Source organism: Actinoplanes sp. NBC_00393 (genome assembly GCF_036053395.1).
Classification (GTDB): Bacteria; Actinomycetota; Actinomycetes; order Mycobacteriales; family Micromonosporaceae; genus Actinoplanes.
The window spans coordinates 5,366,762-5,380,386 of the sequence record NZ_CP107942.1 but is presented as its reverse complement, the minus strand read 5'-3'; the positions used below and the strand labels follow the sequence as shown (position 1 = coordinate 5,380,386).

Sequence of the window (13,625 nt, the reverse complement as noted above, 5' to 3'; positions counted from 1 at the left end):
GTTCGATGGTCGGGCCGGTCATCAGATGACGCCTCGCTCCCGCAGCCGCGTCAGGTCGTCGCCGGAGAGGCCGAGCAGCCCCTGGTAGACCTCGTCGTTGTGCGAGCCGAGCGCCGGCCCGGCCCACTTCACCTCGCCGGGGGTGGCGGACAGGCGCGGCGCCACGTTCTGCATCGGGACCGGGCCCAGCTCGGGATGCTCCACGGTGATCACCGCCTCCCGGGCCTGGACGTGCGGGTCGGCGATGATGTCCTCGGCGGTGTAGATGCCGCCGGCCGGCACACCGGCGTCGTGCAGCAGGGACAGGAGCTTCGCCGACGGCACGGTCTTGGTCCAGGCGGCGATGATCTCGTCGAGCTCGGTCTGGTGCTCGCCGCGGGCGCCGTGCGTCGCGTAGCGCGGGTCGGCGGGCAGGTCGGGGCGGTCCATCACGTCGGCGAGGCGGCGGAAGACGGTGTCCTGGTTGGCGGCGATCAGCACGTCGGAGCCGTCGGCGGTGGGGTAGACGTTGCTGGGCGCCACGTTCGGCAGGATCGGGCCGGTGCGCTCGCGCCGGTAACCCGCCACACCCCACTCCGGGATCAGCGACTCCATCATGGCGAGCACCGCCTCGTAGATCGCCGAGTCGACGACCTGACCGCGGCCGGTGCGCTCGCGGGCGTGCAGGGCGGCCAGGGTGCCGAAGGCGGCGTACGTCGCGGCGAGCGAATCGCCGATCGAGATGCCGGACCGCGACGGCGCCCGGTCGGCCTCGCCGGTCACGTAGCGCAGGCCACCCATCGCCTCGCCGATCGAGCCGAAGCCGGCACGAGGCGCATAGGGCCCGGTCTGGCCGTAGCCGGTGACCCGGACCAGGATCAGCCTCGGGTTGATCGTCGCCAGCTCGTCGTAGGAGAGGCCCCAGCGCTCCAGGGTGCCGGGCCGGAAGTTCTCCAGCAGCACGTCGGCGTGCTCGACCAGGCGGCGGATCAGGTCCTGGCCCTCGGCGGTGCGCAGGTTGCAGGTGACCGACTTCTTGTTGCGGGCCACCACCGGCCACCACAGCGACTGGCCGTGCGGCTTCTCGCGGCCCCACTGGCGCATCGGATCGCCCTTGCCGGGATCCTCCAGCTTGATCACCTCGGCCCCAAAGTCGCCGAGGAGCTGCCCGCAGAACGGGCCGGCGAGCAGGGTTCCGGTTTCCAGGACGCGAATGTCTGCCAGTGGACCTTTTTCAACGTGGCCAGGGCCATGCGGCCCGGCACCGGTCAGCGGCCTCGAGTTCTCTGGCCCATCGCCAGGTTGAAAAAGGTTCATTGGTGCGGTCACGTCTGGCAGCCTATCCTTGCGAAACGGTGTTTCGCTAGGAGGAACAGGTGGAGATCGTCGAGGTCGGGCCCCGGGACGGGCTGCAGAACGAGAAGCGGGCCCTGCCGGCGGCGGTGAAGGTCGCCTATGTCGAGCGGGCCATCGCTGCCGGGCTGCGGCGGATCGAGGTGGCCGCCTTCGCCCGGCCGGATCGGGTGCCGCAGATGGCCTCCTCGGAGGAGGTGCTGCGACTGGTGCCGCGAGTGCCGGGCGTCCGGTATATCGCGCTGGTCCTCAATGGTCGTGGGCTGGATCGTGCTCTGGCGTCGGCTCGTCCTGACGAGATCAACTTTGTGGTGGTGGCCAGTGACGAGTTTTCCCGGCGTAACCAAGGGATGTCCACTGCTGCTTCGCTCGACGCCTTCCGAGTCGTAGCCACCCGCGCCCACGATGCCGGTTTTTTCGTGACTCTGACGGTCGCGGCGGCCTTCGGTTGTCCGTTCACCGGCGAGGTGCCGGTGGCGCGGATCCGGTCGTTGGTGGCCGATGCCGGGCCGGTGAACGAGATCTGCCTCGCCGACACCATCGGCGTGGGCGTTCCGATGCAGGTGAACGAGCTGGCGGACGCGGTGCGGTCCGTCGCGCCGGGCACGCCGCTGCGCGCCCACTTCCACAACACCCGCAATACCGGGTACGCCAACGCGATCGCCGCCGTCGCCTCCGGGTTCAGCGCGCTCGATGCTTCGCTGGGCGGGATCGGCGGGTGCCCGTTCGCGCCGGCGGCCACCGGGAACATCGCCACCGAGGATCTGGCCTATCTGCTCAACCGGTCGCGTCTCAAGACCGGTGTGGATGTGGCGGCGGCGGCTTCGGCAGGGGTCTGGATCGGTGGGGAGCTCGGGCTCTCAACTGTGCCCGCGCAGTTGGGAAGGGCCGGTGACTTTCCTGCCGCGGCCGGCTCCGCGGCCGGCTCCGCGGCTGGCTTCGCGGCCGGCTCCGCGGCTGGCTTCTCGGCCGGCCCCGCGGCTGGCTCCGCGGCTGGGTGAGATCCGGGCGTGCAGGGCAGCCGAATTTGACACGCGCTCTTGCGCCTTGAATGGAAACGGTGTTTCCATTCCAGCATGTTGCGGCCGGGTGGTGCGGATCTGACGATCGCTGGCGGAGTGCGGGAGTTCGGCCGGGCCACCCCGGACGCGATCGCGGTGCGCGACGGTGACCGCGCCCTGACCTACGCGGCGCTGGACGAGCGGTCGTCGCGGGTCGCCTGTGCGCTGCTGTCGCTCGGCCTGACGACCGGTGACCGGGTGGCGCTGCTCAGCGGCAACCGCCTGGAATATCCGGAGATCGCGGCCGGGATCGCCAAGGCCGGGCTCGTGTTGGTCCCGGTCAACCCGCGGCTCACCGCGCCGGAGGTGGAGTTCATCCTCGGCCACTCCGGGGCCCGCGTGCTGATCACGGACGGGTCTGCCGACTTCGCGGTGCGCGTGATCCGGATCGGGCCGGAGTACGAGAAGTTCCTCGACGACGCGCGGGCGGTGGACCCGTGGATCCCGGTGGACGAGCGGGATCCGTTCTGCATCGCTTACACGGCCGGCACGACCGGGGACCCGAAGGGCGTACTGATCTCCCATCGCTCCCGGTCGTTGACCTTTTATGCCACCGCGCTGGAGTGGGGCATCGGTCCCGGGCGGCGGACCGTCGCGGTCGCGCCGATGTACCACGGCGCCGGTTTCGCCTTCGCCTACGCGGCCGTGCACTGCGGGGCGACCGTGAGCATGCTGCGCTCGTTCCAGCCCGATGCCTTGATCGACCTGCTCGCTCGGGACGGGGCACAGTCGGTGTTCCTGGTGCCGACGCACGCGCAGCTCATCCGCCAGCACTTTTCGGAAATTCCCGATCTGCCGCTTCTGGACACGTTGTACTTCAACGCCGCCGCCCTGCCCAAGGTGCTCAAGGAGTGGGTCTTCGAGGCGTTCCCCGGCGTCGGCGTGCACGAGCTGTACGGCTCCACCGAGGCCGGCGTGGTCACCAACCTGCGCCCGCCGGACGCCCGCCGCAAGGCCGGGACCGTCGGCCATCCGTGGTTCGGCACCCAGGTCCGGATCGTGGATTCCGCCGGCCGCGAAGTCGGGCCGGGAGAGCCGGGCGAGTTGTACAGCCGGTCGCCGTACCTGATGAACGGCTACCACGAGAACCCGGCGGCGACCGCCGCCTGCACCACCGACGACGGCTTCCTCACCTCGGGCGACATCGTGGTCCGCGACGAGGAGGGGTTCATCTCGATCGTCGACCGGGTGAAAGACGTGATCATCACGGGCGGGGTGAACGTCTACCCGCGCGACGTCGAGGAGGTCCTCCTCGCGCATCCGTCCGTGACCGAGTGTGCGGTGGTCGGTGAACCCGACGACCGTTGGGGCGAACGCGTGGTCGCCTATCTGGTCAGCCCAGGGCCGGTGGTGCCCGACGTACTCGAGGCGTATCTACGCGATCGGCTGGCCGGTTTCAAGATCCCCAAGCAGTACCGGGCCGTTCCGGCGCTGCCCCGCAACGCCGCCGGCAAGATCCTGAAACGCGAGCTGAGGAGTACGCAGTGAGGGCACATGTGGAGCTGATCCACGAGAACGACTACATCTTCCACACCGGCGAACTGCCGTACGGCGAAGGCAGGATCCTGGAGCGCCGCCTGTCGACCGACGAGGAGGACGGCTCGTCGTCGCTCTCCCTGCACGCCACCGCGGACTGGGGCCGCGGCCCCGGCGTCGTGCACGCCGACACCGAGTTCTACGTGGTCGAGGGCTCCCTGCTGTACGGCGGGCAGGAGATCGGCGCCGGCGGCTACATCCAGGTGCCGCAGGGCCAGGCGATGGACTGGATCAAGATTCGCGAAGGTTCGCGCGTCCTGCACTGGCGGGAGTACGGCGACTGCGGCTTCGATCCGCAGACCTCGGGCCCCCTCGGCGACGTCACCGTCGTGGACGCCAACCAGATGGAGTGGACCGAGGCGCCGTCGGTCGGGCCGCTCACCCCGCTCTACATCAAGCTGCTGCACCGGGATCCGAAGACCGGCTTCTACACCCGGCTGATCCGGGCGAAGAAGGGCTGGACCGACCACCGGCTCGCGCATCACCCCTGCTACGAGGAGTTCTACACGCTCGGCGGGAAGATGGCGTACAACTTCGGCGACATCGACGAGGGCACGTACTGCTTCCGGCCGGCCGGGGTGAAGCACGGCCACTTCATCGCCGAGACCGACATCGACTGGATCATCCGCTCCGACGGTGAGCTGACCAACTGGTACACGACCCAGGAGTGGGTCAAGTGGGGCGGCCACCCGGAGAACTACTCCCACGAGCACGCGCCGGTCATCTCGACGCTGCCGGTGCGGTCGCGGTCGCGGGGCGAGTGGTCCGGCGACGGCATGTGACGCATTTCCGGGTTCGGGCCAGGTTACTCGTGGGTAATATGGAGGCATGATCCGCGAAGTTGACCCGGCCCGCCTGCAGGAAGTGCTCGACGGCCGGTGGGCGCACATCCGCCGGGCGGTGCGCGACGAGCTGGGCCCTGAGTTCGTCACCGTCCCCGGCGAGACCGGTGACCAGGCACGGGAGCGGATCAGCCGGCTGATCCGCGAGCTCCCCACGGACGTCGGGGTCGCCTCGGCCTTCCCGGTCGAGTACGGCGGCTCCGGCGACCCGGGCGGCTCGGCCGTGGCAGCCGAGATGCTCGCCCAGGTCGACCTGTCGCTGATGGTCAAGGCCGGGGTGCAGTGGGGCCTGTTCGGCGGCGCGGTGGTCGCCCTGGGCACCGCCAAGCACCACGAGGCGTACCTGCGGGACATCATCTCGGCGGACCTGATGGGCTGCTTCGCGATGACCGAGACCGGGCACGGCTCCGACGTGCAGCAGCTGCGCACCACGTGCACGTACGACCCGTCCACCGGCACGTTCGACCTGCACACGCCGCACGAGGCCGCGCGCAAGGACTACATCGGCAACGCGGCCCGGGACGGGCGGATGGCGGTCGTCTTCGCCCAGCTCATCACCGGTGGCCGGCGGTACGGCGTACACGCCTGGCTGGTGCCGATCCGGGACGACGAGGGCAACCCGATGCCCGGTGTCACCCTCGGCGACGCGGGCGCCAAGGCCGGCCTGCTCGGCGTCGACAACGGGCGGATCTCGTTCGACCATGTGACGGTCCCGCGGGAGATGCTGCTCGACCGGTACGGCCAGGTCGCCCCGGACGGCGCGTACTCCAGCCCGATCGAGAACGACACGCGCCGCTTCTTCACCATGCTCGGCACCCTGGTCCGCGGCCGGGTCACCGTCGGCGCGTCCGCCTCGGCGGCCACCCGCAGCGCGCTGGCCATCGCGGTCCGCTACGGCGACAGCCGCCGCCAGTTCACCCGGCCCGGCGACGACCGTGAGGTCGTCCTCAACGACTACCTCGCCCATCAGCGCAAGCTGCTGCCGGCGCTGGCCACGTCGTACGCATATGTCTTCGCCCAGGAGGAGCTCGTCGCCACCCTGGCCGAGGTGCAGGGCGGTTCCGCTGGTGATTCGTCTGTCGACGAGCACCGCCAGCGCGAGCTGGAGTCCCGCGCGGCCGGTCTGAAGGCGGCGCAGACCTGGCACGCCACCCGGACCATCCAGATGTGCCGCGAAGCCTGCGGTGGCGCCGGCTACCTCGCCGAGAACCGGCTGCCCGGGCTGAAGGCGGACACCGACGTCTTCACCACCTTCGAAGGCGACAACACCGTCCTGCTCCAGCTGGTCGCGAAGGGCCTGCTCACCGGATACCGCGACGCGTTCGGCTCGCTGGACGGCTGGGGCCGCGCCACGTTCGTCGCCGAGCAGGTCCGCGAGATGGTCCTCGAGCGCACCGCCGCCCGCTCCCTGATCCAGCGCCTGGTCAGCGCCGCCCCCGGCCGTGACGAGGAGGTCGCGGTCACCGACCGCGGCTGGCACCTGACCGTCTTCGAGGACCGCGAGAAGCACCTCCTAGACGGCGCGATCCGCCGCCTGCGCAAGGGTGCGGCCACCAAGAAGGACCGCCCCTTCGAGATCTTCAACGACGTCCAGGACCACGTGCTGTCGGTCGCCGCCGCCCACGTCGACCGGATCACCCTGGAAGCCTTCGTGGCCGGCATCGACCGCACCACGGACCCCGCAGCGCAGGCGCTGCTCTCCAAGGTCTGCGACCTGTACGCCCTGAGCGTCATCGAAGCCGACAAGGGCTGGCTGATGGAACACGGCCGCCTCACCCCCGCCCGCTCCAAGGCCGTCACCGCAGTCGTCAACGACCTGCTCCGTGAGCTCCGCCCCCACATGCGCACCCTGGTCGACGCTTTCGCCATCCCGGACACCTGGCTGAACGCCGCGATCCTGCGCGAGGAGCCCGCCCGCCAGGAAGCCATGGCCACCGAGGACGAGGCCGTCCGCTCCGTCCCCGTCGGCTGAGTTCAATCTCCGGTGATGGGCTCCGGGCCCATCACCGGAGCTGCCGCCGGAACTCGCCGTGCGGATGGTCGACGAGGACGGCGCTGCCGTCCGGGTTGGCCTGCGTCTGGGTGACCTTGGGGAGACCGGCCCAGCTGAACGGCCACGGCGACAGGAGCACCGCGGCGAAACCGGCGAGGAACGGAATACTCCAGGCCCGCTCCCCGCGGGCGACGGTCAGCGTCACGACCACCGAGAGGATCATCGCGGCGACACCTCCGAAGAGGAGAACGGCGGCCGCGACCCGGCCGCCGTTCCGCCGCCGGACGCAGCGCGGGCAGAGCGGCCAGCCGCGCACCTCCACGAAGGTGACCTTCTTCAGGTACTCCTCGGCACGATTCACCGCGGTGTATCCCGGAATCGCGAGGCGCCCGGGCGACCCCAGATCCGGCCGAGACTTGACCACGAAATCCACGCGCCGGGTTGCCGGAAGCCCATGTTTGGCACACACGCCGGGCAAGGGTCGCCCAGCAGTCAATGTCTCCGCCGGAATCTCGATCATCTCGGCCATCGACACCGGAACCTCCTGGGATAGCGCCCGAGTCGTCGAACCAAATTCGAGTGGACAGCGTATCCAGTCATCGGAGGAGGTGAAAGCGTGGTTTTCCGGGCAGACGATGTAGCAATCAGAGCATTCGGCAGCCGTTGCGACGAATTGATCAACGATGCGGACCAAGCCGTCAGCTATGTCAACGATGCGCTGACCGTTAATGATCGGTCAACGGGGATGTTTGCGCACGTCGTCGGGGTCGCTGAAAGCGTGCGGGATGCGCTTGCCGCCAATTATCGGCACCTCGCCATGATCGTCGATATTTCCGCAACAGAATTGGCGAACGCCGCGAACACCTATCGCGACACCGACGAAACTGCGGCACAGGAGATCGACTCCACTTATCGGCCCGCCGGCGGAGGGAGGGCGCCGATATGACCGCCCCCGCCGAAGCCCTGACACCACCGGTTGCCGAGGCCCCGATCCCTGATCTTGTGAACAACATCCTCGGGGCGAAGCAGTACATCAGCACGTCGTATTGGCTCGGCGAACTCATCGACCTGATCTGGGGATTCAATCCCTGGGAATACGTGGCGCAACAGGTGGCGGGTGACTGGAATGCCGCCGCGGAAGCCAGCGACGCGCTCAGCAAACTGGCCGATTTCAACACGCGCTACTCGGAGGTCATCGCCGAGGGCGCCGGCACTCTGATCCCGGCGGCCTGGGACGGGAACGCGGCCGCACGCGCGGATGTCTACTTCGCCGGCCTCGCCCAGTCCCTGAGTGCGCAGGTCGACGCGCTGCAGAACGTGGCCGGCCAGTTCCGTACCCTCGCCGCCGGGATGCAGGAGATGGCGCAGGCGCTGCAGAGCCTGTGCCAGGACCTGTTGGATGCGCTGATCGTCGTGGGTGTCAGTGCTGCCGCGACCGCGGCGGTCTCCTGGACCGGCGTCGGTTCGCTGGTGGGCGGGTCGGTCACGGCCGCGCAGATCCTTCAGGTCGTCAAACTCTGGTACCTGATCCTTGACGCCCACGATGCGGCCTGGGCCGCGGTGCAGGCGTTCACCGGAATCTGTGCCGGATACCTCGGTGCCCTGCAGGGCCTGGAGATGCAGCCGCTGCCCGCCGGCGCCTATGACCATCCCGGAGTCTGATGTGACCGAACCGGAAAATCTCGACGTGGCTCGCGGCGATGTCGCGCTGTCTGATCACCTCCGGCAAGCGCTGCGAGTTCTCCAGGACCGCAGCGACAACGAAGACTTCAAACGCCTGGTCGATGAAGTGCTGAGCGGTCACAAGAGCCTGCGGGACGTCTACGACAGCCAGGCTTTCGCTGCCGGGCTCGACGACGGCGTACGCCGGTTCCGGCAGCGATGGGAACGTCTGACCGACGAGGAGCGTACGGATCTGGCCGAGCAGGGACGCCAGGCGTTGAGAGAGCCGCGTCCCTGAACGCGGCCATCGCTCAGCGGGCGACGAAGGTGCCTCGTGGGGGGCCTGTCACGGCGCCGTTCTGGTAGGTGATCTGGCCTCTCAGGATGGTGGCTACCGGCCAGCCCCGGACCTTGCGGCCCTCGAACGGGCAGTGGTCCTGGCCGGAGAGCAGCAGGTCGGTGGTGACCTCCTGTTCCAGGTCGGGGTCGATGACGGCCAGGTCGGCGTCGTAGCCGACGAGCAGGTTGCCCTTGCGGCCGTCGAGGCCGTAGGCGCGGGCCGGGTTGGCGGAGACCAGCTCGGCCACGCGGGTGGGGGACAGGCCGCGTTTGTGCATGCCCTCGCTCAGCAGGATCGGGTAGAGCAGCGCGGTGCCGCCGAAGCCGGGCAGGGCCGGCCACAACTCGTCGCCCTTTTCCGACTCCAGGCAGCAGGCGTGGTCGGAGGCGACCCAGCCGACGGTGCCGTCCAGGACGCTGGCCCACAGGGCCTCGGTGTCGGCGTGGCTGCGGATCGGCGGGTTGACCTTGGCGCCCAGGCCGCCCTGCGCGTCGAGTTCGTCGTGGTTCAGGCACAGGTGGTGCAGGGTGACCTCGAAGCGCATGTCGACGCCGGGCATCGCGGCGCGGGCTTCGCGGGCGGCGGCCAGGGCTTCGCCGGAGGAGAGGTGCAGCAGGTTGACGGCGCAGTTGGTGGCGCGGGCCAGGGTGGTGGCCTCGCCGATGGCGACCCGTTCGGTCAGTGGCGGGCGGGCGTCCGAGTACGCCTTCAGGGTCTGCGGGTCGCCGGCGGCGCGTACCCGGTCGATGAAGAGCCGCATGAGTTCGGCCTGCTCGCAGTGCAGGGAGAGGGAGACCCGGCGGTCGGTTGACTGGTTCGCCGCGGCCACCGCTTCCATGAGCTGGTAGAGGTGGCCGAGGTCGTACTCGTCGCTCATCGTGAACGCCTTGGCGTCGCGCGAGTCGGCCGACAGATTGAAGCCCTTGTAGAACATGTAGTACTTGAACGAGCTGACCCCGGCCTCGCCGACCAGATCCGGGATCTCGTGGACCTGGGCGGTGTCCATCGGCGCGAGGTGGAAGCCGTAGTCGGTCCACGCGTTGCCGGCCACCGCGGAGAGGACCTCCGGGAAGATCGTCGCGTACGGCCCGGTCTTGTTCAGGTAGTGCTGGCCGGTGCGGAAGTAGGAGAGCACCGTCGTCGCCCCGCCGACCAGCGAGGACCGGGTCTCCTCGGCGGCGTCGACCGACAGTGGGCGGTAGATGCCCAGGTGGAAGTGGGCGTCGACGGCGCCGGGGAAGACGAGCTTGCCGGTGGCGTCGAGAACGGTGGAAGCTTCCGAGGGGTCGATCTCGTCGGCGATCGCGGCGACCTTGCCGTTGCGGGTGGCCAGGTCGGCCCGGATCGTTCCGAGATACGGCACGACGAGGGTGCCTCCGCGGACCAGCAGTTCATAGCGACTCATCCGGCGACCTCCATAGCTGTTTCGCACACAGTAACGAGGTTTCCCTTAACGGAACAGAGCGGTTAGGGTGGGTCATGCCCAGCCCTCTCGCGGGTGTCCGTGTCGTCGACGCGTCCACCCTGTTCGCCGGACCCCTGGCCGCGACGATCCTCGGCGACTACGGGGCCGAGGTCATCAAGATCGAGCACCCGGCCAAGGGCGATCCGGCGCGCGGTCACGGGCCGGCCAAGGACGGCGTTCCGCTGTGGTGGACCATGCTCGGCCGCAACAAGCGCACGGTCACGCTCGACCTGAGCCGGCCGAAAGGCGCGGAGATCCTGCGGAAGATGCTCGACGAGGCGGATGTCCTGATCGAGAACTTCCGGCCGGGAACGCTGGAGCGCTGGGGGCTGGCGCCGGAGACGCTGAGACCAGAATTGATCATCGCCCGGGTGACCACCTACGGCCAGACCGGTCCGTACTCGCATCGCCCCGGATTCGGCACCCTGGCCGAGGCGATGAGCGGCTTCGCAGCGATCACCGGCGAACCCGACGGCCCGCCCACGCTGCCGCCGTTCGGCCTGGCCGACGGCATCGCCGCCCTGACCACCGCCCAGGCGATCATGACTGCCCTCTACCACCGGGACGTCCACCAGCAACCCGGCCAGGTGATCGACCTGGCCATCGTCGAGCCGATGCTGACCGTTCTCGGCATGCAGGCGATGGTCTACGACCAGCTCGGCGTGGTGCAGCGCCGCACCGGCAACCGGTCGGTCAACAACGCGCCGCGCAACACCTACCGGACCGCCGACGGCCGCTGGGTGGCGATCTCGACCAGCGCCCAAGCTATCGCCGAGCGCGTGATGCACCTGGTCGGCCGTCCCGAATTGATCGACGAGCCGTGGTTCGCGACCGGCGCCGGCCGGGCCGAGCACGCCGACCTGCTCGACGACGCGGTCGGCGACTGGATCGGCAAACGCGACCTGGCCACGGTGACCGCCGCGTTCGAACAGGCGCAGGCGGCGATCGCCCCGGTCTACGACATCGCGGACGTCTTCGCCGATCCGCAGTTCACCGCGCGCGACTCGGTCACCACCGCGCACGACCCCACGCTCGGGCCGGTGCGCATGCCCGGCCCGCTGTACCGCATGTCGCGCACACCCGGCCGGATCCGGTGGACCGGCCGGCCGCACGGTGCGGACACCGACGACGTGCTCGCCGACCTCGGTTACGACGCCGACGAGCGGGCCGCGCTGAGGGCCGAGGGAGCCATATGAAGGTTTTCGATCTGGCGCAGCCCATGCGCCGGGGCATGCCGCAGTCGCCGAACCACCCGGCGTACACGCATGCCCTGGTCCGCCGGCACGGCGACATGGTGCGCGCCGGCGGTGGCTCGGCGGCCAACGACATCCTGGTCACCGGCACGCACGTCGGCACGCACGTCGACGCCCTCGCGCACGTCTCCCAGGACGGCCTGCTGCACGGCGGGATCGTCGCCGCCGACGTGCAGTCCGACGCCGGTTTCGCCCGGCTGGGCATCGACGAGTTCCCGCCGTTCGTCGGGCGTGGCGTGTTCCTCGACGTGGCGGCCCTGCACGGGGTCGAGGTGCTGCCGCCCGGCTATGAGGTGACCGCCGCCGACCTCCAGGCCGCCGCCGGCGACCTTCCGATCAATCCGGGCGACGCGGTCCTGGTGGGCACCGGCTGGTCACGGCGCTTCCAGGAGGGCACGCTTTTCATCGGTACGCGCGACGGCGTACCCGGCGTCGGCGAAGACGCGGCCAGGTGGCTGGTCGAGCACGGCGTCGCGGTCACCGGTGGCGAGTCCATCGCCTACGAACGGATTGCCCCCGGGGCGGGACACGCGAGCTTGCCTGTGCACCGGATCCTGCTGGTCGAGGCCGGGATCAACATCGTGGAGACCATGCTGCTCAGCGAGCTGGCCGACGCCGGTGTCACCGAGTTCCAGTTCATCCTGGCGCCGCTGAAGCTGGTCGGCGCCACGGGCTCCCCGGTCCGCCCGCTGGCGGTGGTGCAGTGACGGCAGGGCCGCTGGCGCAGGTGCTCGGGGAGTTCGCGGCGAAGGTGGATCCGCCGGCCGCCGTCCGGGCTGACGTGCCGACCCGGATCCTCGACGTAGTGGGGAACGCGCTGGCCGCGTACGCCGAAAAGAACGCTGATGCGGCGCCCGCGGCACTCCGGGTGATGCGCCGCTGGGCCGGCGTGCCCGAATCGAGCGTGCTCGGCTTCCGCGACCGGCTCCCGGCGCCGTCCGCGGCGTTCGTCAACGGCGTCCTCGCGCACTCGCTCGACTACGACGACACCCACCTGCCGTCCGTGCTGCACCCGAGCGCCTCCGTGGTGCCCGCCGCGCTCGCCGCGGCCGAGGCCGGCGCGCCCGGCGACCTGATCGCCGCGATCGCCGCCGGCATCGAGGTCACCAACCGGCTCGGCATGGCCGGCTGTGATCCGGACACCGGCGCCAACCTGTATTTCGAGCGGGGCCAGCACGCCACCTCGATCTGCGGCACGATCGGCGCCGCGGTCGCGGTGGCCCGGCTCTACGAGCTGGACGCCGGCCGGATCGCCGACGCCATCGGGATCGCCGCGTCGATGGGCGCCGGCGTGCTGGAGGCGAACCGCACCGGCGGCTCGGTGAAACGGGCGCACTGCGGCTGGGCCGCGCACGGCGGCGTCGTCGCCGCGACGCTGGCCGCCGAAGGGCTGACCGGGCCGCCGACTGTCCTGGAGGGACGGTTCGGGTTCTTCACCGCGCACACCGGGCGTTTCGACCCGACGGCCGTGACCGACCGGCTCGGCGAGGAGTGGGAGCTGCTGCGGACGGTGTTCAAGCCGTACCCGTCGAACCATTTCACCCACGCCGGGATCGATTGTGCCCTCGCCCTGCGTGCGGCCGGCCTCGATCCCGATGACGTGGTGAGCGCCGAACTCGGGGTGGCCGAGCCGGTGCTGCGTACCATCGCCGAACCGGCCGCCGAGAAGGCCCGGCCGCGCAGTGGCTATCACGCCAAGTTCTCCGGGCCGTACACCGTGGCGGTCGCGCTGACCGGCGGTGGCGGTCTCGGCGTCGGCCTGGACGATTTCGCCGCGCTGGACCCGCGCCGGCTGGACCTGGCGGCCCGCATTGAGGTCCGCGCGGATCCGGTGGCCTCCGCGGCGTTCCCGCGCGCCTTCGCCGGGGTGCTGCGCGTGCGTACGCGTACCGGGTCAGTGCTGCAGCATCGCGTCACGAGCTCGCGCGGCGGCCCGGGCCATCCCCTGAGCCTGGCCGAGGTGACCGAGAAGTTCACCGGGAACGCCGGCCGCGCGCTGCCGGCCGGGGCCGTGGCCGCGCTCGCCCGCGCGGTGGGCGACCTGGGTTCCGGCGGCCCGGTTTCCGCGCTGTTTCCATCCTGATCCCAACTATGGAAACGCTGTATCGCACAGCGAGATAAGACTCTTTGGAGGGTTGACA

13 protein-coding genes are annotated in these 13,625 nt (G+C 70.1%); 10 read left to right on the top strand and 3 right to left on the bottom strand.

All coding sequences use genetic code 11. The annotated features are described in order from the left end of the window. Positions 1 to 21 precede the first annotated feature (21 nt). Positions 22 to 1,194, bottom strand: coding sequence for a CaiB/BaiF CoA transferase family protein (locus OHA21_RS25100; RefSeq protein WP_328478527.1), 1,173 nt, complete (start codon positions 1,192 to 1,194; stop codon positions 22 to 24). 161 nt (positions 1,195 to 1,355) lie between these two features. Here OHA21_RS25100 and OHA21_RS25095 point away from each other — a divergent pair, with 161 nt between their 5' ends. From OHA21_RS25095 to OHA21_RS25080, 4 genes are all read left to right on the top strand, one after another. Next, positions 1,356 to 2,333: a hydroxymethylglutaryl-CoA lyase gene (locus OHA21_RS25095; protein ID WP_328477674.1), complete on the top strand. Its 978-nt coding sequence runs from the start codon at positions 1,356 to 1,358 to the stop codon at positions 2,331 to 2,333. Between the two features lie 75 nt (positions 2,334 to 2,408). Next, positions 2,409 to 3,881, top strand: coding sequence for a class I adenylate-forming enzyme family protein (locus OHA21_RS25090; RefSeq protein ID WP_328477672.1), 1,473 nt, complete (start codon positions 2,409 to 2,411; stop codon positions 3,879 to 3,881). Continuing rightward, on the top strand, positions 3,878 to 4,711 hold the full coding sequence (locus tag OHA21_RS25085; RefSeq protein WP_328477670.1) for a DUF4437 domain-containing protein: 834 nt from the start codon (positions 3,878 to 3,880) through the stop codon (positions 4,709 to 4,711). Before OHA21_RS25090 ends, OHA21_RS25085 begins: the two co-directional genes overlap by 4 nt. A 46-nt stretch (positions 4,712 to 4,757) precedes the next feature. Beyond that, a complete protein-coding gene (locus OHA21_RS25080; protein ID WP_328477668.1) occupies positions 4,758 to 6,743 on the top strand; it encodes an acyl-CoA dehydrogenase family protein in 1,986 nt (661 codons plus the stop codon). Between the two features lie 31 nt (positions 6,744 to 6,774). Here the strand turns inward: OHA21_RS25080 and OHA21_RS25075 are convergent, their stop codons facing one another. After that, entirely contained in the window at positions 6,775 to 7,125 is a 351-nt protein-coding gene (locus OHA21_RS25075; protein WP_328477666.1) for a hypothetical protein, read from the bottom strand. A 255-nt stretch (positions 7,126 to 7,380) separates the two neighbouring features. On the opposite strand from OHA21_RS25075, the gene OHA21_RS25070 reads away from it, so the two are divergent. Genes OHA21_RS25070 through OHA21_RS25060 form a run of 3 tightly spaced genes read left to right on the top strand, consistent with a single transcriptional unit; the run spans position 7,381 to position 8,724 of the window. Continuing rightward, positions 7,381 to 7,710 (top strand): hypothetical protein, encoded by a 330-nt coding sequence (locus tag OHA21_RS25070; RefSeq protein ID WP_328477664.1) that lies wholly within the window; start codon positions 7,381 to 7,383, stop codon positions 7,708 to 7,710. Next, complete coding sequence (locus OHA21_RS25065; protein ID WP_328477662.1) at positions 7,707 to 8,426, top strand: hypothetical protein; 720 nt, start codon at positions 7,707 to 7,709, stop codon at positions 8,424 to 8,426. Before OHA21_RS25070 ends, OHA21_RS25065 begins: the two co-directional genes overlap by 4 nt. A 1-nt stretch (position 8,427) precedes the next feature. Continuing rightward, the gene (locus OHA21_RS25060; RefSeq protein WP_328477660.1) at positions 8,428 to 8,724 is read left to right on the top strand and encodes a hypothetical protein; all 297 of its coding nucleotides are present in this window, start codon (positions 8,428 to 8,430) and stop codon (positions 8,722 to 8,724) included. A gap of 13 nt (positions 8,725 to 8,737) precedes the next feature. Here the strand turns inward: OHA21_RS25060 and OHA21_RS25055 are convergent, their stop codons facing one another. Continuing rightward, the gene (locus OHA21_RS25055; RefSeq protein ID WP_328477658.1) at positions 8,738 to 10,171 is read right to left on the bottom strand and encodes a dihydroorotase; all 1,434 of its coding nucleotides are present in this window, start codon (positions 10,169 to 10,171) and stop codon (positions 8,738 to 8,740) included. A 74-nt stretch (positions 10,172 to 10,245) separates the two neighbouring features. On the opposite strand from OHA21_RS25055, the gene OHA21_RS25050 reads away from it, so the two are divergent. The 3 genes from OHA21_RS25050 to OHA21_RS25040 are packed head-to-tail and all read left to right on the top strand — an operon-like array spanning position 10,246 to position 13,567. Beyond that, complete coding sequence (locus OHA21_RS25050; protein WP_328477656.1) at positions 10,246 to 11,427, top strand: CaiB/BaiF CoA transferase family protein; 1,182 nt, start codon at positions 10,246 to 10,248, stop codon at positions 11,425 to 11,427. After that, positions 11,424 to 12,191, top strand: coding sequence for a cyclase family protein (locus OHA21_RS25045; RefSeq protein WP_328477654.1), 768 nt, complete (start codon positions 11,424 to 11,426; stop codon positions 12,189 to 12,191). The genes OHA21_RS25050 and OHA21_RS25045 overlap by 4 nt, the downstream gene beginning before the upstream one ends. Then, positions 12,188 to 13,567 carry an MmgE/PrpD family protein gene (locus OHA21_RS25040; RefSeq protein WP_328477652.1) on the top strand — a complete coding sequence of 460 codons (1,380 nt, stop codon included), beginning with the start codon at positions 12,188 to 12,190 and terminating at the stop codon, positions 13,565 to 13,567. Before OHA21_RS25045 ends, OHA21_RS25040 begins: the two co-directional genes overlap by 4 nt. Positions 13,568 to 13,625 lie beyond the last annotated feature (58 nt).

Coding starts and splice junctions, on each gene's coding strand:
- OHA21_RS25065 (WP_328477662.1), top strand. CDS start 7,707: ATGACCGCCCCCGCCGAAGCCCTGACACCACCGGTTGCCGAGGCCCCG.
- OHA21_RS25055 (WP_328477658.1), bottom strand. CDS start 10,171: ATGAGTCGCTATGAACTGCTGGTCCGCGGAGGCACCCTCGTCGTGCCG.
- OHA21_RS25090 (WP_328477672.1), top strand. CDS start 2,409: ATGTTGCGGCCGGGTGGTGCGGATCTGACGATCGCTGGCGGAGTGCGG.
- OHA21_RS25050 (WP_328477656.1), top strand. CDS start 10,246: ATGCCCAGCCCTCTCGCGGGTGTCCGTGTCGTCGACGCGTCCACCCTG.
- OHA21_RS25045 (WP_328477654.1), top strand. CDS start 11,424: ATGAAGGTTTTCGATCTGGCGCAGCCCATGCGCCGGGGCATGCCGCAG.
- OHA21_RS25080 (WP_328477668.1), top strand. CDS start 4,758: ATGATCCGCGAAGTTGACCCGGCCCGCCTGCAGGAAGTGCTCGACGGC.